This is a genomic window from Rathayibacter sp. VKM Ac-2926 (genome assembly GCF_022815565.1).
Classification (GTDB): Bacteria; Actinomycetota; Actinomycetes; order Actinomycetales; family Microbacteriaceae; genus Rathayibacter; species Rathayibacter festucae.
The window spans coordinates 119,979-142,500 of record NZ_JALGRS010000006.1 but is presented as its reverse complement, the minus strand read 5'-3'; the positions used below and the strand labels follow the sequence as shown (position 1 = coordinate 142,500).

The following is a 22,522-nucleotide window of genomic DNA, read 5'->3' as shown; positions in this document are numbered from 1 at the left end:
AGGGGCGCCCGGCCCGGACAGGCCGGGCGCCGAGAGCGTCAGCCCCCGAGCTGCGCGACCTTCGCGTCCAGCGCCGCGCCGACCTCCGCCGGAGTCAGCTGCCCCTGCGCCATCAGCTGCAGCTGCGCGACCATCTCGACGTTCAGCGCGTCCTGGTAGCGCGGCCAGGCGGCCTGCGGCAGGTACACCCGGTCCTCCTGCAGAGCGAGCAGGTTGGGTGCGAGGTGCTCGTCGATCGCGGGCTCGTAGTTGGTCGTCGTCGTCATCGAGTTGGTCGCCTTCTGGAAGGCGGCGACGCCCTCGGGGCTGGCGAGGAAGCCGAGGAAGGCCTGCGCGGCCGCCGGCTGCTTCGCCTTCGCGTTGATCACCCAGCCGGGTGAGGCGTTGCCCGAGAACCAGGGCTCGCCGTCGGGCTGCGGGAAGCCCGCGATCTCCCAGTTCAGGTCGGGGTTCAGCTCCGGCACCTTCGTGACGTTCCACGGACCCATCGGGATCATCGCGGCGCGCCCGGTGACGAACTCCTCCAGCACCTGGTCGCCGTTCACTCCGACGACGTCCTGCGAGATCAGGCCCTCGTCGAACAGCTCGGCCCACTGGCCGAGCGGCTCCGCCCAGTTCTCCTCGAAGGAGCCGCCGCCGTCGAAGGCGTCGAGATCGCTCACGCCGTTGCGGGCGTTCGCGGCGCCGACGCTCGAGGCGATGCTGTCGGGCAGCGCGCTCCACGGCTCGAGGTACGGGGTCGTGCCCGTCTCCTTGAGGTCGCGCAGCAGCTGCACGAAGTCGTCCCACTCGGTCGGGAACTCGTCGTAGCCGAGCGACGCCACGAGATCGGCGTCGTAGGCCAGCCCCGTCGACCAGGACGAGATCGAGAGGCCGTAGGTGCGGCCGTCCCTGCCGCGGATCTCCTTGTTGAGGGGCGCGACGACGTCCATGTAGGGCTCGTCGGTGATGTCGACGACGAGCTCGCCGTCGATGAGATTCGTCTTGTTCTCGGAGCCCATCACGAAGACGTCGGCGGCGGTGCCGGCCAGCAGCCGGTTCTGCAGCGTCGAGATGTACTCGGCCACCGGAGGGGCGTGCGAGACCTCGATGCGGATGTCGGGGTTCGCCTCCTCGAAGGCGGCGACCACCGGCTCCATGACCTCGGGGTTGTCCCAGGTCATGAAGGTGAGGGTCGTGCGGCCGTCGCCACCGGCGGCGGAGCAGCCGCTGAGCACGAGGGCGAGCGCGACACCGCCGAGGAGCGCGGTGCGCAGTCGGGTGCGGGTGCGGGATCTGTGCGTCATTGCAGGATTCGCTTTCTAGAAGAGAGAGGAGAAGGAGAGGAGAGTTCTAGAAGAGAGAGGAGAAGGAGAGGAGAGGGAGGGGTCAGCCCTTGACGCTGCCGGCGAGGAGGCCGTTCACGATGTGCCGCTGCATGGCGACGAAGAAGATCACCATCGGGATCAGGGCGAGGACGGAGAGGGCGAGGAACGCCGGCCAGTCGACCGAGAACTCGCCGACCGCCTTGTACACCTGCAGCACCAGCGTCTGGTTCTGCGGGGAGCTGAGGAAGACGACCGGGGTGAGGAAGTCGTTCCACACCCACATCGTCTGGAACACGCCGACCGTGATCAGGATCGGGCGGATGAGGGGGAGCGCAATGCGCCAGTAGATCTGGAACGGGCTCGCGCCGTCGAGCTTGGCGGCCTCGATCATCTCGCCCGGAATGGTGCGCATGTAGCCGACGATCAGGAAGTAGCAGAAGACCGATCCCGCGGTGTACATCAGGATCAGCCCCCACAGCGAGTCGACGAGGCCGAGCTGTGCGAAGAGCCGGTAGAGCGGGATCAGCGTCACCTGCCCGGGCACGAGGAAGGCGATCACGAAGACGATCGTGACGAACCGCGATCGGCGCAGGATCACCGAGAAGGCGGCCAGCGAGCCGATCAGCAGCATCAGCACGATCGAGACGGCGGTGATCAGCAGCGTGTTGCCGAAGGCCTGCACGATCGGCACGCTCTCGAGCACGCGGGTGTAGGTGTCGAGCCGCCAGACCGTCGGCAGCGCGAGCGGCGCGGCGGCCGTCTCGGCCTGCGTCTTGAAGGTGTTGACGACGATGTAGTAGAACGGCAGGCCGACGATCAGCGCCAGCGGCAGCATGATCGCGCTGGTGAGCAGGGCGCCCGGCCGCAGGACCTCCGAGCGCCGGGCGGCGGTGCGGGCGGGGGCAGGAGTGCTCGCCGGATCGGGGGCGGTCGCGGGCGCGGGAGCGGCGACGGTGCGGCTCATGACGTCCTCCGTTCGAGTCGGTTCGAGAGCAGGAGCTGCACGGCGACGATCGCGCCGACGAGCAGCATGAAGACGACCGCGAGGGCGGAGGCGCGCCCGAACTGGGCCTGCGAGATGCCGTTCTGGATGATCGTCTGCGTGATCGTGTTCGTCGAGAATCCGGGTCCGCCGCTGGTCAGCGTGAACGGCAGCTCGTAGACCTTGAGGCCGCTGGTCATCAGCAGCAGGCAGCTGATCGTCAGCGCCGGGGTGAGCAGCGGAACGGTGATGTGCCGGAACTTCTGCAGCGCGCTCGCCCCGTCCACCGTCGCGACCTCGTAGAGATCGGCCGGGATGGACTGCAGGTAGGCGAGGTAGAGGATCGCGTGCCAGCCGGCGGTCGACCACACCCCCACGACGATCACCGAGAGCTGGGCGAGGGCGGAGTCGGACAGCCACGGCACGGGTCCGATGCCGAGGGTGCTCCGCAGCAGCGAGTTCAGGGCGCCGGAGCCGAGCGGCGAGAGGATGAACCCCCAGACGAGGCCGAGGATCGCGACGCTCGGGATCGACGGGAAGAAGAAGACCGAGCGGACGAAGTTCCGGCCGAGGAAGGCCCGGTTGAGCACGACCGCGGCCGGGATCGCGATCACCGTGACGAGGACCGTCGTGCCGAGCGTGAAGAGGATCGTGAAGCCGAGGCCGGCGATCATCGACGGGTCGGTGAAGATCGCCGCGTAGTTGTCGAGGCCGACGAAGGACACCTCGGTGCTGTAGCCGCCGAAGTCGGTGAAGCTCCAGTAGAGCGACTGCACCAGCGGATACGCGAACAGCACCGCGAACACGATGAGCAGCGGGATCGCGAAGGCGCGGACCTGGAGGACCTCCCGGAACGCCGCGACGGGAGTGCGCGCCGGCGGGGTCACCGCGGGCGGCGGCGCGGGCGTGCGCCGCGGCGGCTCCAGCACCGTGGTCATGGCAGGAGCCCGTCCACCAGATCGATCGGCGCACCCGTCTCGGCCGAGCGGTAGGCCCCGTCGATCAGGGACACCGTCTTGAGGTTGTCGCGGCCGGAGTTGGGCGCCTCGACCCCGGTCTCGACGGCGTCGAGGAGGCCGGCCAGCGCGCCGTAGGCGGTGAGCGGCTTCGCCTCGCCCGTCGACAGCGGGTTCTCGATCCGCTCCGTGCCGCCGGGGCCGGCGAGGACGATGCCGCCGCCGGTGATGTGCAGGGTGCCCTCGTCGCCCAGGACGATGGTGTCCCACTGGGTGATCCAGCTCGAGAAGCTGTCGGTGTAGGTGACGGTGACGTCGCCGAAGCGGATCTGCAGGTTCGCGTCGGTCTCGCCGACGGCGGGCACGGACGGCGACGAGAACGTGGTGGCGGTGAGCCAGGTGGCGTCCTGATCGATCAGCCGGCGGAAGCCGTCGAGCCAGTGCACGCCCATCACCATCAGTGCGTGGTGGGGCTGATCGTTGCGCCAGCCCTCGTCGACGCGGTGCATCAGCTCGCGGTGGTTGATCACGCGGACCCGCCCGACCCGGCCCGCCTGGATCAGCTCGCGGGCGAGCTCGAAGCCGTAGTGCTCGCGGAAGTTCTGGTCGACCGCCAGCTGCACTCCCGCCTCGTCGGTGATGCGGACCAGCTCGCGCGCCTCGTCGATCCCGTCGGCGAAGGGCTTCTCGACCAGGAGGTGCTTGCCGGCCGCGGCGAGCTCGCGGACGGTCTCGAGCCGGACGTGGCTGGGGGTGCAGACCACGGCGACGTCGAACTCGACGGCCGCGAGGGCCTCCGCGATGCTGGCGAAGGCGCTCGGCACGCCGTAGGTCGAGACGGCCCACTCGCGCCGCTCGGGCGAGGGGTCGATCACGGCGACCACGTCGATCCGCTCGGGCCGCAGGCGGAAGCCGTCGAAGTGCATCTCGCTCACACCGCCGGCGCCCACCACCGCGATGCGGTGCCGTCTCGTCGGCTCCGCGCTGTCGGTCTGCTCAGCGCTGTCGGTTCGTCCTGCGCTGTCGGTCTGTCCTGCGCTGTCATTCATCCGGACCTCCTCGTCGGACGACGAGGTCAGGGTGTTCGACCTCGGCGTCGGGGCGGCACGGTCGCCGCTTCGAGTTCAGCCTGGAGGGCCGATCCGATCGAGGAGAGAGCCAATACGGGCACGTTGGCCCACGGGACGCCCTCAGTCGGGAAGCGTGTTCCAGGTCGCGGCCAGGATCTCGATCCCGGCCCGTGTGAGCGCCGGATCGTTGGCGTAGGAGATCCGGACGTGGTCGTCGAGGCGGTCGTCGACGCTGAAGGTCGGACCTGGCAGGATCCGCACTCCCGCCCGCTCCGCCCGCTGAGCGAGGGCCGTCGCGCGAGGCTCGGGGAGTTCGATCCAGAGCGAGCCGCCGCCCTGCGGGATCTGCGGCGACCAGCTCGGCAGGTGCTCCGCCACCGCGTCGAGCACCAGGCGCCGGTGCTCCGACAGCAGGAGCAGCCGCTCGTCGCGAGCGCGCTCGATCCGCCCGAGCAGCCGCGCGGCCACGATCTGCGCGAGGACCGAGGTGCCCAGATCCTCCCCGCCCTTCACTGCGGCGAGCTCGGCCACGAGGTCCGGCCGGGCGCGCAGCCAGCCGACGCGCAGCCCGCCCCAGAACGACTTGCTCACCGAGCCGACGGTCATGATCGACTCCCCGCCCGCGGCGAGCGGGATGGGGCGGCGCTCGCCGTCGATGACCGTGTCGGCGAGCGTCGCGTCGTCGATGACCGGGACGCCGTGCCGCGCCGAGAGGGTGGCCAGGCGGCTCCGGCGGAAGTGGTCGAGCACCGACCCCGTCGGATTCTGCGCCGTGGACTGCACGACGATCAGCACCGGCTTGAGGGCGATGGTCAGCTTCGCGAGCTCGTCGACGTCGATGCCGTCCGGCCCGGAGGTCACGCCGACCAGGCGCGCGCCCAGTGCCTTGAGTGACTCGATGGCCCCGCGGAAGGTCGGCTCCTCGACGAGCACGGTGGCGCCCGGGGCGACGAACACCGCGGCAGCGAGCCGGAGGGCCTGCTGCGCCCCGGAGGTGATCAGGATGTGCTCCGGCGTCGTCGGCAGTCCGAGGTCGGTGTAGTACCCGGCGACCGCCAGCCGGAGCTCGGCGAGACCCGCCGGGATGTAGCCGTGGCCGGCCACGAGATCGCGGGTGCGCGAGCTGTCGATCGCATTGAACTCGTCCGCGACCATCGGCAGGCCGGGCAGCGCCGCGCTCCGCAGATCGATGCGGTCGACGGCCGCGGCCTCACCGACGAAGGAGCGGAGGCGGTCGCCGCCACGACTGGTCTGCGGGTGCCGTGACGCGCTGACGTACGTCCCGTCGCCCCGTCGGCTCGAGAGCAGGCCCTCGGCGCGGAGGTCGTCGAGTGCCTTGGTCACCGTGTTGCGGCTCACGCCGAGCGCCGCGCCGAGGATCCGCTCGGACGGCAGCCGCGATCCCGACGGCAGCGCCCCGCTGCGGATGAGCGTGCGCAGCGCCGCGGCGAGTTCCTCATGCAGCGCGCTCTCACCCTGCTGCCACTCGCCGAGCAGCCGGAGGAGCCGGTTCGCGCCGACCGCGACCAATCGGAAGGCATTGGCACTCGCTGCCTGATACGTCATCGGCACATCATGGGAGCAATCCCCGGCCGGGTCAATCGACCGATGGCGACGGGGCCGGAGGAGGAAGGACCTCGCGATGCCGCACACCGTCGTGTTGCTCGGAACGCTCGACACCAAGGGCGAGGAGTACGCGTTCCTCCGAGACCGCCTGAGATCGGCGGGCGTCGACTCGATCGTGATCGACGCCGGAGTGCTCGGCGCACCGGGACTCGCGCCGGACATCGACCGCGACACGGTGGCCCGCGCCGGCGGCTCGAGCGCTGCGGCGCTCGCCGCCGCGGGGGACCGGGGCGCCGCGATGGCCGTCATGGCGGCCGGAGCGACGGCCGTCGTCCGCGACCTCGTCGCGCAGGGCTCCGTGCAGGGCGCGCTCGCGCTCGGCGGGACGGGCGGCACCTCGCTGGCCGCGACCGCGTTCGGTGCGCTGCCGCTGGGCTTCCCGAAGCTGATCGTCTCGACGGCCGCGTCGGGAGCGACCGAGCAGTACGTCGGGAGCAGCGACCTGATCCTCGCGCCCTCGGTCGTCGACATCGCCGGGCTGAACCGGATCTCGCTGCGCATCCTCGCCAACGCCGCGGCGGCGATGGCCGGGATGGTCACCGCTGAGCCCGTTCCCGACGACGGCGTGCGCCCGATGATCGCCGCCAGCATGTTCGGCGTGACGACCCCGTGCGTGACCCGGGCGCGCGAGCGGCTCGAGGAGCTCGGCTACGAGGTGCTCGTCTTCCACATGACCGGCTCGGGCGGGCGGGCGATGGAGTCGCTGATCCGGCAGGGCTTCTTCGCCGGGGTGCTCGACCTGACGACGACCGAGCTGGCAGACGAGCTCGTCGGCGGAGTGTTCTCGGCGGGGCCCGACCGCCTGCGCGCCGCGGCCGCCGTCGGCGTGCCGCAGGTGGTCTCCGTCGGCGCGCTCGACATGGTGAACTTCGGCGCCGTCGACACGGTCCCGGAGCGCTTCCACGAGCGTCGGCTGCACGTGCACAACTCGAGCGTCACGCTGATGCGGACGACCGCCGCGGAGTGCGCCGAGCTGGGCGCGCGCCTGGCCGCGCGGGTCGCGGAGTCCTCCGGGCCCACCACCGTGCTGCTCCCGCTCGGCGGAGTCTCGGCGATCGCCGTTCCCGGCGGTCCCTTCTCCGACGGCGAGGCCGACGACGCGCTCTTCGGAGCGGTCCGAGCCGGACTCGCCGGCTCCCCGGTCGAGCTCGTGGAGCTCGACACCGACATCAACGATCCGGCCTTCGCCGAGGCGGCCGTCGCCCGGCTGCACGCGGCGATCACCGCACCCCGCACACCGACCCTCCAGGGAGCGCACTCATGACCTTCGTCGCCCGCACCGACATCCTCGACCGTCTCCGCACCAAGGTCGCCCTCGGCGAGCCGATCGTCGGGGCCGGCGCCGGCGCCGGCCTCTCGGCGAAGTGCGAGGAGGACGGCGGGGCCGATCTGATCATCATCTACAACTCCGGCCGCTTCCGGATGGCGGGCCGCGGCTCGCTCAGCGGCCTGCTCGCCTACGGCAACGCGAACGACATCGTCGTCGACATGGGGCGCGAGATCCTCGGCGTGCCGCAGCGCACGCCCGTGCTCGCCGGGGTGAACGGCACGGATCCGTTCCTCGACGTGCCGCGCTTCCTCCGGCAGCTGAAGGACCAGGGATTCTCGGGCATCCAGAACTTCCCGACCGTAGGACTGATCGACGGCAACTTCCGCGCCAACCTCGAGGAGACGGGGATGGGCTACGACAAGGAGGTCGAGCTCATCCGCGCCGCGCGGGCCGAGGACCTGCTGACCACGCCGTACGTCTTCTCCGAGGAGGACGCGGTCGCGATGACCGAGGCGGGCGCCGACGTCGTCGTGGTGCACCTGGGTCTGACCACCGGCGGCTCGATCGGCGCCGAGACCGCACGGACCCTGGACGACGGCGTCCAGCTGGCCACGGCCTGGGCGGCCGCGGCCCGCCGCGTCCGCAGCGACGTGATCGTGCTCGTGCACGGCGGCCCCGTCGCCGAGCCGGAGGACGCGCAGTACGTGCTCAGCAACGCGGTCGGCCTCGACGGCTTCTACGGCGCCTCCTCCATGGAGCGGCTGCCGACCGAGCGCGCCCTGACGGAGCAGGTGCGGCGCTTCACGTCGCTGACGCTCCCGGCGCCGGCACCGGCACCGGCATGCTGAGGACTCCGGCGCCTGGCGCCTCGAGGTCCGGCTGTCACGGCATGATCGCGTCGATGTACCCGCCGTCCACCGGACCGCGGTCCCGTAGTGGGCTGAGGCCGGCGGGGATACCGGAGGCGCCGCCGTGTTCACGATCGGCGTCGGATTCCTCGCCTGCGTCAGCGCTCGAGCTGGATGGATCCAGCCCGGGCGATGTGGTCGAGAGCTTGCTGTGCCAGCCGTTCGGTGCCGAGTCTCCGCGTCACTGTCCATCGATCGAGTCAGGTGGAGAAGCCGGGAGCCGTGAGGCGCAGGATCTCCTGGATGTCGACGAGGATCAGCTCCGGCGACTTGCGCACCTGGAGACCCGGGGCGCCGAGTCCCGGCATGGGCAGACCGAAGACCACCGGTTCGCAGTGACTGATCCGATTACGAGCCCAATTCATGCGCTGGGCCAGACGCGCGACATCCTTGCGCGGTTTCGAGAGGCCGTGCTTCAGGGCAGGTTCCCAGAGGTCGCGAACGTAGTGCGCACGCGTTCCGTCGAGCTTCTCGTCACCCTTCCCGAGGAGGTTCACCCAGGTTCCCAGCATGACCTGAGCGATGATCTTCCCGCCCGGAGCGCCGACACCGACCGTCGCCTCGGCCTCGCCGAACGCCGCGTCGACCTTCTTGTCCAGGAGCCCTCGCTGCGTCTGGAACCATCTCTCGCCGTACACAGCCGTCAGCGAGCGATGAAGGGCCTCGCGAAGCGCTACCTCAGCGAAGCGCACCGCGGCGTGGAGGTGCGCGGCGAGTTCCGCGTCGAGCAGGTAGAGCGCTACCGCGTCCCGGTCACCGGTCGTGGCGGCGCGGAACCTGCGCAGACGCTGCCTCGCGAGGCTCTCGATCAGAGCCCTCTGCTCTCCTTCACTGAGTTGTGGGATCACATCCACAATGATATGGTCGGGGTCATATCCCCCCGGCACCGGCCGCGGTCGGGTTTCGGAAACCGCCGTAGATCGCCTCGATCACGGCGGTTTCATCTTTAACGGTGGCGCGTGGTGTCGGTCCTGCGAGTCGTGATCCGGCGCAGTGTACCTCCTGCGCCGGCGCGCGCGGTCCTCCTGCCGTCCGCGCCGGCGCCTCGAGGTCCGGCTCTCACGGCACGATCGCGTCGATGTACCCGCCGTCCACCCGCACCGCGGCGCCCGTCGTCGCCGAGGCGAGCGGCGACGACAGGTAGACGACCATGTTGGCGATCTCCTCCGGCTCGATCAGGCGCTGGAGCAGCGACTGCGGGCGGTGCAGCCGCATGAACTCGCGCTGCGCCTCCTCCCAGGGGAGGGAGTGGTCGACGAGCTCGTAGACGAAGTCCTCGACGCCGCCGGTGTGAGTCGGCCCGGCGAGCACGCTGTTGACGGTGACGCCGGTGCCGGCGGCGGCCTTCGCGAAGCCGCGGGAGACGCCGAGCAGCGCGGTCTTCGAGACGCCGTAGTGGATCATCTCGGCCGGCGTGACGACGGCGGAGTCGCTGCCGATGTAGAGGACGCGGCCCCAGCCCGCCTCCGTCATCCCGGGCAGGTAGGCGCGGGTGAGGCGGACGCCGGTGAGCACGTTGACCTCGAAGTAGCGGCGCCACTCGTCGTCGGTGATGTCGAGCGGCTCGGTGCTGCCGAAGATGCCGAGGTTGTTGACCAGCACGTCCACGCGCGGCACGGACTCGAGCAGCTTCGCCGTCCCGGCCTCGCTCGAGACGTCGGCGGCCACACCGCGCACAGAGGCGTCGGGCACCGCCGCGCGCACGTCCTTGATCGCGCGCCGCACCGAGCGCTCCGACCGTGCGTTGACGACCACCTCGGCGCCGGCGCGCGCCAGCCCGACGGCGATCGCCAGTCCGATGCCCTGCCCCGACCCCGTCACCAGGGCCGTCCGTCCGCTCAGGTCCAGCTCGATCATTGCCGCTCCGCTCCGTCCGCCGCCTGCGGACTCCTCGGAGGAGGGTGCCACACGCCTCCGACACCCGCCCCAGGAAACCGCTCCCACCGCCCCCGCACGCTGGTCGAGCAGCTCCGGAGGGGCGTGTCGAGCGGGGGAAGGCGCTTCGCGTCTCGGTGGCGGGAGAAAGGACGCGGCTGCGCCGCATCATGTTGGTCGAGTAGCCCCGCAGGGGCGTATCGAGACCCGCCGTCATCAGCAGGGCGGGTCTGCAGACTCGCGTTCTGACGGTGGTGGATCTCGATGCGCCCGCTGCGCGGCCTGCTCGATCAGCATGGAGTGCACCCCCCCCCCCCGAGGCGTCCTGCAACGGTCGAGGCGTCCAGCAGCACCGGGACGCCTCGACCGTCCGAGGACGTCTCGCCGCCCTCATGCTGGTCGAGTAGCCCCGCAGGGGCGTCTCGAGACCCGTCACCCCGAGTGGTGCCGGCCGATCGGCAGCACCAGCGGCGTCCCGGACACCGGGTCCGCGATCACGCGCGACTCCATGCCGAAGACCGCGCGCACAGTGTCTGCGGTCACCACCTCGGCCGGCGTCCCCGACGCGTACAGCGCGCCGGCCCGCACCGCGAAGAGGTGGTCGGCGTACCGCGCCGCGAGGTTCAGGTCGTGCAGCACGATCACGATCGTCGTGCCGCGCTCGCGGTTGAGGTCGGTCAGCAGGTCGAGCACCTCGATCTGGTGCGACACGTCGAGGTAGGTCGTCGGCTCGTCGAGCAGCAGCACGTCCGTCCGCTGGGCGAGCGCCAGCGCGATCCACACCCGCTGCCGCTGCCCGCCGGACAGCTCGTCGACCGGCCGGTCCGCGATCTCCAGCGTCCCTGTCGCGCGCAGGGCGTCCTCCACGATCGCGTCGTCGTCCGCGGAGGCGCCCCGCCCGAACCAGCCGCGGTGCGGGTACCGCCCGCGCGCCACCAGATCCGCCACGGCGATCCCCTCGGGCGCGATCGGCGTCTGCGGCAGCAGCCCCACCCGCTGCGCGACCTGCCGCGTCGGGAGCCGGTGGATCGCCTCGCCGTCCAGCAGCACGGCCCCGGCGCTCGGCGTGATCAGCCGCGCCATCGCGCGCAGCAGCGTCGACTTGCCGCAGGCGTTCGCCCCGACGATCACGCTGATCGCCCCGGTCGGCACGGTCAGCGACAGCCCGTCGACGACCACGCGCTCGTCGTAGGCGAGCGTCACGCCGTCGACGGACAGCGTGGAGTGACCGGCGGCCACGGGGGAGGTCGGGGCGGTCACAGGGATCCTCCGGTGCGGTTGCGGCGGGCGAGGAGCCAGAGCAGGAACGGCGCGCCGAGCGCACCCGTCACCACTCCGACGGGGAAGCGGGCGCCCGAGAAGGCGAGCCCGGCGACGTGCTGCGCGACCAGGTCCGCCGCGAGCACGACGACGATCCCGACCAGCGCGGACGGGATCAGCGGCACGCGCGCGTCCGGCACGAGCCGCCGCGCGATCGGCCCGGAGACGAAGGCGACGAACGCGATCGGACCGGTGGCCGCAGTCGCGACGGCGACGAGGCACACGGCCACCGCGAGGAGCCCCAGCCGGCTGCGCCGCACGTCCACGCCCAGCGCCGTCGCCGACTCGTCGCCGAGCTGCAGCATCGAGAGCCGTCCGGCCAGCAGCAGCGCGACGGGCACGAGCACCAGCATCGACAGCGCGAGCGCCGGCACCCCCGCCCACGACGCGGAGTTGAGGCTCCCGGTCAGCCAGCGCAGCGACTCCTGCACGTCCTCGAACTGCGCGCGCGTCTGCACGTAGGCGATGACGCTCTGCAGCATCGCCGCGATCCCGATGCCGATCAGGATCAGTCGGGCGCCGATCACTCCGCTGCCGTCGGCGAGCCAGGCGATCAGCAGCGCCGTGACGAGGGCCGCCGCGACCGCGATCACCGAGACCGCGCCGCCGGACAGCCCGAAGAACGCGATCGCGACGACGGCCGCCGCGCTCGCACCCGAGGTGATGCCGATGATGTCGGGGCTGGCGAGTGCGTTCCGCAGCATCGTCTGGAAGATCACGCCGCCCATCCCGAAGCCGAGGCCGACCAGCACGGCGGTGAGCGTGCGCGGCAGCCGCAGCGTGCCGACGGTGAAGGAGGCGCCGGGCACCGTCTCGCCGAGCATCACCCGCAGCACCTCGAGCGGCGAGTAGACGGTGCTGCCGACGGTGAGCGACACGACGGCGAGCGCGAGGGCGACCAGCGCGAGCACCCCGCAGCCCAGCGCGGTGCGGCGGGCTCGGCGGCGACGACCCGCGGCGACGCCGAGCGGCGGAGCACCCGCCGGAGAACGGAGTGACGGGGCGGCGCTCACAGGGCCCGCACCTTCGAGCGGCGCACGATCGCGATCAGCACCGGAGCCCCGATCAGCGCGGTGACGATGCCGACCTCCACGTCGCTCGGTCGCGCGACGACCCGCCCGATCACGTCGGCGACCAGCAGCAGCAGCGCGCCGAGCAGTGCGGAGGAGGGGAGCAGCCACGCGTGCGACGGACCGGTGAACCGCCGCGCGAGATGCGGCACGGTGAGCCCGATGAAGCCGATCGGCCCCGCGATGGCGGTCGCCGCCCCGCAGAGCAGCACCGCGGCGAGCCCGGCCACGAGGCGCGTCCGGCCGACACGGCGGCCGAGCCCCTTGGCGAGGTCGTCGCCGAGCGCGAGGGCGTCGAGCCCGCGGGCACTGCCGATCGCGAGCGCGCCGCCGAGCGCGAGGAACGGCAGGACCTGGACGATGCTCGTGAACTCGGCGCCGCCGACCCCGCCGACCTGCCAGAACCGGAAGCGGTTGAGCGTCGCGTCCTGGGTGAGCAGCACCGCGCTGATCAGCGAGGCGAGGGCCGCGGCGGTCGCGGCGCCGGCGAGCGCGAGCTTGAGGGGAGTGGCGCCCTCGCGACCGAGCGAGGCGACCGCGTAGACGAAGGCCCCGGCCGCCGCCGCACCGAGGAAGGCGAGCCAGATGAACTGGGGGAGCGTCGTCGCACCGACCGTCGAGATCCCGAGCACGACCGCGAGGGACGCGCCCGCGTTCAGCCCCAGGATCCCCGGATCGGCGAGCGGATTGCGGGTCATCCCCTGCATCACCGCGCCGGCGAGCCCGAGCGCGGCGCCGACGAGCAGCGCGAGGACCGTGCGCGGGACGCGCCCCTGCACCGCCGCGTCGACGATCGAGTCCGGGTCGGGTGCGGTGAGCGCCGACCAGATCTCGCCGAGCGGGATCTCGCGCGAGCCGTAGACCAGCGAGAGCACCGATGCGACGACCAGCGCGGCGAGCACGGCGATCAGCGCCGGGACGCGCCAGCGCGCACCGGCGCCCCGGAGGCGAGTGTCGTCGCGTCCGGGGCGCCGGTGGGGAGCCGTGGCCTCGGCGGTCACGACACCTTGTCGGCGGCGGTCGCGAGGCCGGTCGTGTACTCGTCGAGCACCCACGGGATGCTCAGCAGGTTCGGCGACGAGGTCGCCATCGCCTCGGAGGAGTCGTCGGTGAGGACGTAGACCGAGCCGCGGGCGACCGCGGGGATCTTGGAGAGCAGTGGGTCCGCCTGCAGCGCCGCGAGGGTGGTGTCGTCGCCGTAGACGATGAGGACGTCGGCGTCGAGCTGGTCGGCGTTCTCGGAGCTGACGGTGCCGCTGAACAGCTCGGAGTCGCCGGTGAGCGAGACGACGCTCGGGGCGAGCTCGAGGCCGAGGTCCTCGACGAACTTCACGCGCGCGTCGTTGCCGGTGTAGTAGGTGAAGGTGCTGGCGTCGGTCGGGTCGTACCAGCCGTAGGTGAAGGTCTTGCCGGCAAGCGAGGGCTTCGCGGCGACGGCGGCGTCGATCTCGCCCTCGACCTCGGCGACCTTCGCCTCGGCCTCGTCGCCCAGTCCGAGCGCCTCGCCGTCGAGCTTCGCGGAGTCCTGCCAGGTGGTCGCCCAGGGCAGTCCCGGGTAGGCGACGGTCGGGGCGATCTGGCTGAGGGTGTCGTAGTCCTGCTGCGTGAGGCCGGAGTAGGCGGAGAGGATCACGTCGGGGGTGAGGTCGGAGATCGCCTCGAACGGCACGCCGTCGGTCTCGTCGAAGAGGGTCGGCGTCTCGGCGCCGCTCGCGTCGAGCGCCTCCTTGGTCCAGGCGAGCAGGCCGTCGCCGTCCTCGTCGCCGTAGGAGGCCTTCGCGAAACCGACCGGGGTCACGCCGAGGGCGAGCGCCACGTCCTGGTTGGTCCAGCTGGTCGCGACCACGCGGTCCGCCGACTCGACGGTCGTCTCGCCGAACGCGTGCTCGACGGTGACGGGGAAGCCCGCGCCGGTCGCGGCGGCGTCGGTGCCGCCGTCGGTGCCGGCGGCGTCGGCCCCCGCGGAGCAGCCGGTCAGCAGCAGGGCGGAGAGGCCGAGCGCGGCGACGGCGGAGACGCGCAGGGGCGTGCGGCGGAGGGGGGTGCGGGAGACAGGCACGGCGATCCTTCGGAGGGGGTGACGGGGTTGCGAAGGTTAACCTAACCTAACTTCCTGGCCCGCTGCCAGTTCCAAGGCTGGTCGTCCGCCGGCCTGGCTCCGCTGGGCCTGCGGTGGCTCCGTCCGGCGTTCGGCACGCGGAACCGCGTCCGGCACGCGGGATCGGCGGATTCCGGCGAGCCAAGGGTGTTTCTGCGAGCCGGAGGTCGTCGCGCCGGAGGTTCGGCTCGGGACACAGCCCCGGGCACGCGAAATCCGCGGATTCCGACGAGCCGAGGGTGCTTCTGCGAGCCGGACGTCGTGAGGCCGAGGTTCGGCTCGTGAAACCGGCCTGGGCACGCGGAATCCGCGGATTCCGGCAAGCCGAAGGTGCTTCTGCGAGCCGGACGTCGTGGGGCCGAGGTTCGGCTCGTGAAACCGCCCCGGGCACGCGGAATCGACGGATTCCGGCGAGCCGAATATGTTCCTGCGAGCCGGAGGTCAGGAGGTGTCAGGTTCGGCTCGTGGAACAGGGTTCGGCTCGCCGCATCGCGAACATCCAGCGAGCCGGAGGCGTTCTCACGAGCCGGAGGTGCGGTCCAGCCGCTCCGGGGCGGGAGCGGCCGCCTCCGGAGCCCCCTCCGGTGCCTGCGCGTCCGCCTCCGCCGCGTCCCCGCCCGCCCGCCGAGGCCGCAGCTCGCTCACCAGCGTCCCCGCGACGATCAGCGCCGCCCCCGCCAGCGCGAGCGCCGGCAGCCGGTCGCCGGCGAGCCGTCCGATCACCCCGCCCCAGACCGGCTCGGCGGAGTAGATGATCGTCGCGCGGGTCGGCGAGACGGAGCGCTGGGCCCAGTTCATCGTCAGCTGGATGAGGCAGCTGCTCGCCCCGAGGGCGAGGGCGGCGATCAGCCAGACCCAGGAGAACGCCGGGATCGCCTCTCCCGCGAAGGGCATGCCGGCGAAGGAGAGCAGCCCGGCGACCAGGAGCTGCACGACCGTCACGCGCCCGAGGTCGACCCGGCCGGCGAACGCGCTGATCAGGATGATCTCGGCCGCGATCGGGAGGGTGCTGATCAGCGTCGCCAGCTCGCCCGGGCCCAGCCCCACTCCCGTCTGCGGCCCCGCGATCAGCAGGAGCCCGACGAACGCCAGGCCGACGCCGACCAGTGTGAAGACGCCGGGCCGCTTCCGCAGCACGACCCACTGCAGCAGCGGCACCAGCGGCACGTACAGCGCGGTGAGGAAGGCGGAGGTGCTGCTCGGGATCGTCTGCAGTCCGTAGGTCTGCAGCCCCTAGCCGAGGACGATCATCACCCCGATCGCGGCCCCCGCGCCGAGGTCGGTCCGCCGCATCCCGCGCAGCGACCGGTGGAAGACCACCGCGCTGATGAGTCCCGCCGCCAGGAACCGCACCCCGACGAAGAAGAGCGGACCGCTGTGCTGCATCGCCACGTGCACCGCCAGGAAGGTGCCGCCCCAGAGCGCCGTGATGCCGATCAGCGCCCACTCGGGTCGCGAGAACCGGACGGCGGAGAGAAGGCGGGTGCGCAGCATTCTGCACACTATAGAGTGCAGAACGATGCGCACGCCAGAGCCCTCCGCCGTCCTCGCTCACGTCGGCAGCAACCTCCGCCGGGCGCGGCTGGAGGCCGGGCTGAGTCAGGCGGCGCTAGCCGAGCTCTCCGGCATCAGCCGGCGCACGATCGTCAACGTCGAGGCGGGCGAGGCGAACATCAGCCTCACCGGCGTCGACCGCCTCGCGAGCGCGCTCGGCTCCAGCTTCACCGCCCTCGTCTCCGCTCCCGGCTCCGTTCCCACGGCGATCGACGAGGTGGCCTGGCGCGGCGAGGACGCGGGGAGCGTCGCCGTGCTGCTCGCCTCCGTCCCGGCCCGCGCCGAGGCGCAGCTCTGGACCTGGACCCTCGGCCCCGGCGACCGCTACCAGGCGCAGCCCGACCCCGACGGCTGGCACGAGATCCTCCTCGTCACCGCGGGTGTGCTCCTGCTCGAGCGCGAGGGCGAGCCGGACCTCCGGCTCGCGACTGCGCAGCACGTCGCCTTCTCGACCGCCCGCCGCTACGCCTACGTGAACGCGGCCCCCGACGAGAGCACCGTCTTCACCCGCATCGTCGTGAGCTGACTCCGCCCGGGAGTGCTCCACGCGCCCGGCGATCGGACGCCGGTCGCACCGTTCCGCGCCATCCCGATCGTTCTCCGACGCGGACTGCGGAGATCCGGCGCGCCACTCGCAGACTGTGGTCTCCACGGTCCGCGAGCGGTGACCCGGTGGTCCGGGTTCCCGCCACCGCGCGCGGCGAGAGAAGGGATCACGATGAGACTCTGGAAGACGACGGCGATCTGCTCGACGACGGTCTTGCTCGCAGGGCTGTCCGCCGCCCCGGCGACGGCGGCACCGGCCGAGGGCGGCGGGCCGGTCGCGGCCGCGCTGGCCCCCGCGCACGACCTCTCGGCGCTCCTGACGGGACCCGCGCGTGACCTCGAGACGCCCGGCTACCGACTCGTCCCGGTCGAGGAGCGGACCGTCGAGTACCGGGTGGTCGACCCGGCCGCGACCCCGGCCCCCAAGAGGACGCTGACCTTCACGAACCCCCCGCAGGCTCCGAGCGCCGCGTACCTCGAGGTGCGCTACCAGCAGGGCAACGGCGACTCCTTCAAGGAGGTGTCCCCGCTCCTGCGGCCCGGTGGTCCCGCGTGGCAGACCACCCTCCAGGGGGATGATCGCGAGGTCGACCTCCAGGTGAAGGACGCCTCGGGCGCGGTCCTCGCGGAGCGGAGCTACCCCGGGGAGATGCCCGCCGGCAACCCCTCCGTCGCGTGGTTCTACCAGAGCGTCTTCGACCTTCCCGGCTACACGTTCACCTGGTGACGCCCCGGTGGGGCCGCCGTTCGGCCGCGTCGCGAGGGCTCACCCCGCGGCGCGGCCGTCCCGCGACGTCTCACCCCGCGGCGCCGACCACGAGCCGTCCGGGCGGAGCGCGCCGGCGATGGTCGTGGCGATCCCGCGCAGCTCCCGGCGCTGCCGCTCGCTGAGCGGTCCGAGGACGACGTCGCGCACCAGGGCCTCGTGCCCCGGAGCCGCGCTCGCCTGCTGAGCGAGTCCCGCCGCGGTCAGTGTCGCGAGGGTCGTTCGACCGTCCTCGGGGTCGGCCCGCCGCTCGACCCAGCCGCGGTTCTCCAGTCGCGAGACCGCCCGCGACAGTCGCGACAGCGAGCTGTTCGCGAAGCCGGCGAGCGCGCTCATCCGCAGGGTCCGCTCCGGCGCGGCGGCCAGGGCGTAGAGGACGCCGTACTCGAAGTGGCTGAGGCCGGAGTCCTTCAGCAGCTGCGCGTCGAGCGCTGCGGGAAGCCACTCGAGGAGGGTCGCGAGTGCGCTCCAGGCCGCGAGGTCCTCCCCGTCGAGCGGGGTGTCATCGGGATCGGGCATCCCCCGAGCGTAGCCGGAATTCACTTGACGGAGAAAGTGATTCGGCTATGGTTTCCCAGGCAAGCATTTGGCTGCGAAGGAGAGGAACCGACTCGCATGGACCTGGAACTGAACGGCAAGCGCGCCTTCGTGAGCGGATCGACGCAGGGCATCGGCCGCGCCATCGCTCTCGCACTGCTGCGGGAGGGCGTCGAGGTCGTCGTCAACGGGCGCAGCGAGGCGGGAGTCCGCGCAGCGGTCGAGGGCCTTCGCGCGCAGGTCCCGGGCGCCGTCGTCTCGGGGATCGCCGCCGACTTCGCCGACGCGGAGTCGGTGGACCGGCTCCTGGGCCTCCTGGGCCGGGTGGACGTCCTGATCAACAACGTCGGCCTGTTCGAGGTCGCCCCTTTCGCGGCGATCGCCGACGAGCAGTGGCTGCGCTACTTCACGGTGAACGTGCTGAGCGGAGTCCGGTTGTCCCGGCACGTCCTCGACCCGATGCTCGAGTCGGGCTGGGGGCGCATCGTCTTCGTCAGCAGCGAGTCCGGCGTCGATGTGCCGGGCGACATGACGCACTACGGCGTCACCAAGGCGGGGATGCTGGCTCTCGGCAACGGCCTGGCCAAGCTGACCCGCGGCACCGGAGTCACGGTCAACACGGTCCTCGGCGGCCCGACCTGGTCCGACGGCGTCGCGAGCAGCGTCCAGAGCATCGCCGATGCGCAGGGCGTCCCGGTCGACGTCCTCCGCGCCGCGATCATCGGCGGCAACGCGACCTCGCTCGTCGAGCGCTTCCTCGAGCCGGACGAGATCGCCTCGCTCGTCACCTACCTCGCCAGCCCGCGCGCCTCCGCGACGAACGGTGCGGCGCTGCGCGCGGACGGCGGCGTGCTGACCGGCCTGCTCTAGAACTCGCGGGTTCCGGTCGGCGCGGAGCCGTGCGCGGGCGTCATCCGTCGCTGTCGCGCCGGCCTCGGCGGCGCCGCCCGGAGGCGCTCGCCGAGCCGCCTGCGGAACGGCCGGGAGTCGGCCTCGAGGTGGGGAGGGACGGCGCACTCGCGCGGGTCGTCCGTCCCCACCGTCGGCTCGCTAGAGCGAGCCGAAGAAGGCGATGAAGATCGCGACGAGGGCGTTGGGCATCATGGCTGTCTCCTTTCGTGGTGGGGGCGGAGGGAGCGGTCGCGAGGACCGGCGTCCACTGTCGCCGACGCCCCGTGGCGTCTTCAACTCCGTGGCGCTCATCGTCTCGGGCGGCGGAATCGCTGTTCTTCGCGAGGGAGCAGAGGGTCGCCTCCGCGCCATCCGAGTCAGTCCGTGACAGCGATGACGTCCCTCGCCGATCGCTCCGCCAGGATCGGACGACCCCCTCTCGTCAAGGACGAGGGGAGGCCGCCGTCCTCCCCCGACCGGTCGGGAGTCCGATCGAAAGGAACAGGATGAAGCTCGTCCGCACCACGACCATCGGCGTGATCGCCGCAGCGCTTCTCGGACTCGCGTCCGCGCCCCCGGCGACGGCGGCGGGCGACACGGGTGGGACGGCGACCGACCCGACCCTCTGCACCACGAATCACTCCGTCTACCAGGTCGACACCACCGTCAACGCCCACCTGGACGGTCAGGACGTGGTGATCGACCTGTCGGCCGGGCTCTTCCGGACGCGCACCCGGATCGTCGTCCTGGTGAACGACGAGTACATCGGCGAGACCTACTGCGGTTTCGCCTACTACGCGGACCGCTGGTCCGTGGGCGATCGGGTCTTCCTGAGGATGAAGCCCGCGAGGCCCGGCGACGCGCTGCGGGTCGCGGTGATCGGGGGCACGCCGGGCGGGTCGCTCGGCTCCCGCTACGGGCAGTACAGCCTGCTGGAGGAGCGACTGAGCGCGCCCGGATCGGAGCGCTGACGCTCGACGATCCCGGGACTCCTCCGTGGTGCTCCGGTCCGCGGTGATGGGATCCACGGTGGTGGGATCCACATGCCCCCGTCGTGGTCGCGGTCACCCGTGCGTATGCGGGTGGCCGCGGCCGATTCGGCGGGACTAGTCGAAGATCGAGATGAGATAGGCGATCAACGCGAAGATCATGACGACTCCTTTCCTCGGACCTGATCGGGCGCCCGGTGGTGGGTGACCGTGGTTCCACCGTGGACCTCGACCGGCCGACTCTCCACTGATCGGCGGAGACCGATGTCCTGGCGGGAATCGGTCAGTCGCCGACCGTGTCAGAGCAGGCGGGAGCGCGAGAACAGCGCGTGCAGCAGCGGCAGCGCCGACACCGCCATCAGCACCGTGCCGAACACGGTGTCGTCCGCCCGGACGACGGCGCCCGCGATGAGCAGCCCGGCGAAGAGCACCGCCGAGACGACCCGCCGGACGGTCCCCTCGAGCCGGTTGAGCCGGCGCTCGACCGTCGGAACGGTGACCGCGAGGGTCCCGTCCTCGAGGGTCGTCGCCAGCTCGTCCAGGCGTCGCGGCAGCCGGACGAGCAGTCCGAGCGTGTCGAGCGCCTGCCGGCCCACGTCCTGCGCGACGTTCCCGCGCTCCTCCCGGATCAGCTGCTGCGCGTAGGGCTCGACCGAGTCCCAGAGGTTGAAGGCCGGGTCGAGTGCGCTGCACACGCCGGAGGTCAGCGACATGGCGCGGATGATGAGCAGGAAGTTCTCGGGCAGCTGGAACGGCAGCGAGCGCACCACGTCACCGAACTGGATCGCGAAGTCGCGGAACTCGCGCGGATCGACCTCGCGCAGCTCCGCGAAGCCCATGCCGCCGAAGCGGGCGAAGAGCTGGGTCATCGCCCGCTCGAGCTCGCGGGAGTCGGCGGAGGGGAGCAGCACGCCGACGTTGCGCGCGGCGTCGACGAGCCCCTTGCCGTCGCGGGAGGCGGCGGCGATCAGCATCGCGCGCAGGCCCGCCCGCGTCGTCGGCGGCACCTCGCCCATCATCCCGAAGTCGATGAAGGTGAGCCGCCAGGGCAGCTCGCCGCCAGGGGTCGGCGTGACGAAGACGTTGCCCGGGTGCGGGTCGGCGTGGAACCAGCCGTTGGTGAAGAGCTGGTCGAACATGACCGCGGCGAACACCGGAGCGACGTCGCGCGGGTCGATCCCGGCGGCGGCGAGGCCCTCCGCGTCGGTGATCTTGATCGCGGTGACGTCCTGCAGCGTCAGCACCTTGCGCGTCGAGCGCTCCCAGATCACGTCAGGGACGCCGACGCGGGGGTCACCGGCGAAGTCGGCGGCGAAGCGCACCGAGTTGGCGGCCTCGCGCAGGTAGTCGATCTCCTCGAGGCTGGTGACCGCGAACTCCTCGACGAGCGCGGGCGCGTCGACGCGATCGGAGACGAGGCGCACGTGGGTCAGCCAGCCGCCGATGCGCCGGAGCGCCGCGAGGTCGACCTCGACGATCTCGTCGATGCCGGGGCGCTGGACCTTGACGATGGCGTTCTCGTGCCCGGAGTCTGCCGCGTCCACCGGCGAGAGCCGCGCGCGGTGCGCCTGCCCGAGCGAGGCCGCGGCCACCGGAGACTCGTCGACGTCCGCGTAGGCGCGCACGAGAGTCATGCCCAGCTCGGCCTCGGCGAGCGCGCGGATGCGCGGGAAGGGGACCGGCGGCACCTCGTCCTGGAGGCCCTCCAGCTCACGGGTGATCTCGGGCGGGAGGACGTCCAGGCGCGACGACATGAACTGGCCCACCTTGATCATCAGACCGCCGAGATCGACGGCCAGGACGTGGAAGCTGCGCGCGAAGCGCCGCATCCGCTGCGGGCGGGTGCGCAGCGCGATCGCCGTCAGCCCGATGCGAGGCAGCAGCAGATCGAAGAACCAGGTCACCGCGAGGTGCCAGGAGGCGAACCGCAGGATGCGGCGGTAGCGACGCTGGTCGCTGCGGGCTCGGCGGCCCGGGTCGGCAGGACCCGGGCGGACCGGCGCCACCCGGGTCAGTCCTGCGCGAGGATCGCGTACAGGCGGCGGCGCACGTCCTCGAGTTCGGAGACGGCCTGCCGGATCTGAGCCGGGGTGCCCGAGCGGCCGACCTGCGCGGCGGCCTGGGCGAGAGCGACGCCGGCCTTCGGCAGCGCGCCGAAGTCGACCTGGTCGGACTCCGACCACGGGGTTCCGGTGCCGGAGGCCGCGACCAGCGCACGACCGGAGTCGGTGAGGCTGTAGGTCTTGCGGCCGTTCGACTCGTCGGCGGCGATCAGGCCCTCGTCCGCGAGCAGCTGCAGGGTCGGGTAGACGGAGCCGGGGCTGGGCTTCCAGCTCCCGCCGCTGCGCTCCTCGATCTCGTGGATGATCTGGTAGCCGTGCATCGGCTGCTCGGCGAGGAGGGCGAGGACGGCGGCGCGGACGTCGCCGCGGCCGACCCGGGTGCCGACGCGCTTCTCGAAGCCGGCGCGAGCCTGCTCCATCGCCTGCCAGATGCCGTCGACGGGGTTGCCGGCGCCGAACGCGCCGGTCGAGGACTGGTTCTTCATGATGACCTCCGTGTGTCTTCCGAGTGTGCCGTTCCGAACGACCGTGTCGCTCCGAACGATACTCAGCGATATGTGCGGCGACTGTGAGCGACTGCTTTCTCCGCCTTGTGCCTCGGCCCTGCCGTCGGCTCACTTCGGTGGCTGGGCGTGCGTGGCGCGCCACGGCGGACTGATCGTCGAGTCGTCTAGGTGAGTATGTCTCATCACGA

Annotated in this window: 22 protein-coding genes; 6 read left to right on the top strand and 16 right to left on the bottom strand. The window is 71.9% G+C overall.

The genetic code is table 11. The features are described from left to right. Nucleotides 1-38: 38 nt before the first annotated feature. The 5 genes from MT351_RS10220 to MT351_RS10200 form a co-directional block, all read right to left on the bottom strand. Nucleotides 39-1,286, bottom strand: a complete 1,248-nt coding sequence (locus tag MT351_RS10220) for an ABC transporter substrate-binding protein (RefSeq protein ID WP_243582111.1) — start codon at nt 1,284-1,286, stop codon at nt 39-41. An 82-nt stretch (nt 1,287-1,368) separates the two neighbouring features. After that, entirely contained in the window at nt 1,369-2,271 is a 903-nt protein-coding gene (locus tag MT351_RS10215; RefSeq protein ID WP_132436797.1) for a carbohydrate ABC transporter permease, read from the bottom strand. Further along, nucleotides 2,268-3,227, bottom strand: a complete 960-nt coding sequence (locus tag MT351_RS10210) for a carbohydrate ABC transporter permease (protein WP_123736385.1) — start codon at nt 3,225-3,227, stop codon at nt 2,268-2,270. Before MT351_RS10210 ends, MT351_RS10215 begins: the two co-directional genes overlap by 4 nt. Then, entirely contained in the window at nt 3,224-4,294 is a 1,071-nt protein-coding gene (locus MT351_RS10205) for a Gfo/Idh/MocA family protein (protein WP_132436799.1), read from the bottom strand. The genes MT351_RS10210 and MT351_RS10205 overlap by 4 nt, the downstream gene beginning before the upstream one ends. A 141-nt stretch (nt 4,295-4,435) precedes the next feature. Then, nucleotides 4,436-5,881, bottom strand: coding sequence for a PLP-dependent aminotransferase family protein (locus MT351_RS10200; RefSeq protein ID WP_132436801.1), 1,446 nt, complete (start codon nt 5,879-5,881; stop codon nt 4,436-4,438). Nucleotides 5,882-5,957: 76 nt separating this feature from the next. Here MT351_RS10200 and MT351_RS10195 point away from each other — a divergent pair, with 76 nt between their 5' ends. Then, a complete protein-coding gene (locus MT351_RS10195; RefSeq protein WP_123736382.1) occupies nt 5,958-7,205 on the top strand; it encodes a Tm-1-like ATP-binding domain-containing protein in 1,248 nt (415 codons plus the stop codon). Further along, the gene (locus MT351_RS10190) at nt 7,202-8,059 is read left to right on the top strand and encodes a phosphoenolpyruvate hydrolase family protein (RefSeq protein WP_243582110.1); all 858 of its coding nucleotides are present in this window, start codon (nt 7,202-7,204) and stop codon (nt 8,057-8,059) included. The genes MT351_RS10195 and MT351_RS10190 overlap by 4 nt, the downstream gene beginning before the upstream one ends. A 260-nt stretch (nt 8,060-8,319) precedes the next feature. Here MT351_RS10190 and MT351_RS10185 read toward each other — a convergent pair whose 3' ends face one another. From MT351_RS10185 to MT351_RS10150, 8 genes are all read right to left on the bottom strand, one after another. Further along, nucleotides 8,320-8,973: a CAAX protease gene (locus MT351_RS10185; RefSeq protein ID WP_132436803.1), complete on the bottom strand. Its 654-nt coding sequence runs from the start codon at nt 8,971-8,973 to the stop codon at nt 8,320-8,322. A gap of 205 nt (nt 8,974-9,178) precedes the next feature. After that, nucleotides 9,179-9,973: an SDR family NAD(P)-dependent oxidoreductase gene (locus MT351_RS10180; RefSeq protein WP_132436986.1), complete on the bottom strand. Its 795-nt coding sequence runs from the start codon at nt 9,971-9,973 to the stop codon at nt 9,179-9,181. Between the two features lie 453 nt (nt 9,974-10,426). After that, entirely contained in the window at nt 10,427-11,254 is an 828-nt protein-coding gene (locus tag MT351_RS10175; protein ID WP_243582109.1) for an ABC transporter ATP-binding protein, read from the bottom strand. Then, nucleotides 11,251-12,327, bottom strand: coding sequence for an iron chelate uptake ABC transporter family permease subunit (locus MT351_RS10170; RefSeq protein WP_207901689.1), 1,077 nt, complete (start codon nt 12,325-12,327; stop codon nt 11,251-11,253). Before MT351_RS10170 ends, MT351_RS10175 begins: the two co-directional genes overlap by 4 nt. Continuing rightward, complete coding sequence (locus MT351_RS10165; RefSeq protein WP_132436805.1) at nt 12,324-13,385, bottom strand: iron ABC transporter permease; 1,062 nt, start codon at nt 13,383-13,385, stop codon at nt 12,324-12,326. The genes MT351_RS10170 and MT351_RS10165 overlap by 4 nt, the downstream gene beginning before the upstream one ends. After that, nucleotides 13,382-14,443, bottom strand: coding sequence for an iron-siderophore ABC transporter substrate-binding protein (locus MT351_RS10160; RefSeq protein WP_123736377.1), 1,062 nt, complete (start codon nt 14,441-14,443; stop codon nt 13,382-13,384). Before MT351_RS10160 ends, MT351_RS10165 begins: the two co-directional genes overlap by 4 nt. 558 nt (nt 14,444-15,001) lie before the next feature. Continuing rightward, the gene (locus tag MT351_RS10155) at nt 15,002-15,712 is read right to left on the bottom strand and encodes a DMT family transporter (protein WP_279398245.1); all 711 of its coding nucleotides are present in this window, start codon (nt 15,710-15,712) and stop codon (nt 15,002-15,004) included. Nucleotides 15,713-15,715: 3 nt separating this feature from the next. Continuing rightward, the gene (locus MT351_RS10150; RefSeq protein WP_243582108.1) at nt 15,716-15,976 is read right to left on the bottom strand and encodes a hypothetical protein; all 261 of its coding nucleotides are present in this window, start codon (nt 15,974-15,976) and stop codon (nt 15,716-15,718) included. Between the two features lie 25 nt (nt 15,977-16,001). Between MT351_RS10150 and MT351_RS10145 the strand changes: the two genes are divergently transcribed. Then, nucleotides 16,002-16,562, top strand: coding sequence for a helix-turn-helix transcriptional regulator (locus MT351_RS10145; protein WP_132436809.1), 561 nt, complete (start codon nt 16,002-16,004; stop codon nt 16,560-16,562). Between the two features lie 192 nt (nt 16,563-16,754). Continuing rightward, nucleotides 16,755-17,309: a hypothetical protein gene (locus MT351_RS10140; protein WP_132436811.1), complete on the top strand. Its 555-nt coding sequence runs from the start codon at nt 16,755-16,757 to the stop codon at nt 17,307-17,309. A gap of 39 nt (nt 17,310-17,348) precedes the next feature. Here the strand turns inward: MT351_RS10140 and MT351_RS10135 are convergent, their stop codons facing one another. Then, the gene (locus tag MT351_RS10135) at nt 17,349-17,867 is read right to left on the bottom strand and encodes a MarR family winged helix-turn-helix transcriptional regulator (protein ID WP_132436813.1); all 519 of its coding nucleotides are present in this window, start codon (nt 17,865-17,867) and stop codon (nt 17,349-17,351) included. 96 nt (nt 17,868-17,963) lie between these two features. Here MT351_RS10135 and MT351_RS10130 point away from each other — a divergent pair, with 96 nt between their 5' ends. Next, a complete protein-coding gene (locus MT351_RS10130) occupies nt 17,964-18,755 on the top strand; it encodes an SDR family NAD(P)-dependent oxidoreductase (protein WP_243582107.1) in 792 nt (263 codons plus the stop codon). Nucleotides 18,756-19,282: 527 nt separating this feature from the next. Continuing rightward, nucleotides 19,283-19,747 (top strand): hypothetical protein, encoded by a 465-nt coding sequence (locus tag MT351_RS10125; protein ID WP_243582106.1) that lies wholly within the window; start codon nt 19,283-19,285, stop codon nt 19,745-19,747. 317 nt (nt 19,748-20,064) lie between these two features. Here MT351_RS10125 and MT351_RS10120 read toward each other — a convergent pair whose 3' ends face one another. Both MT351_RS10120 and MT351_RS10115 read right to left on the bottom strand, forming a co-directional pair. Next, complete coding sequence (locus tag MT351_RS10120) at nt 20,065-21,771, bottom strand: AarF/ABC1/UbiB kinase family protein (protein WP_243582105.1); 1,707 nt, start codon at nt 21,769-21,771, stop codon at nt 20,065-20,067. Between the two features lie 5 nt (nt 21,772-21,776). Further along, nucleotides 21,777-22,313: a PadR family transcriptional regulator gene (locus MT351_RS10115; RefSeq protein ID WP_243582104.1), complete on the bottom strand. Its 537-nt coding sequence runs from the start codon at nt 22,311-22,313 to the stop codon at nt 21,777-21,779. Nucleotides 22,314-22,522: the final 209 nt, after the last annotated feature.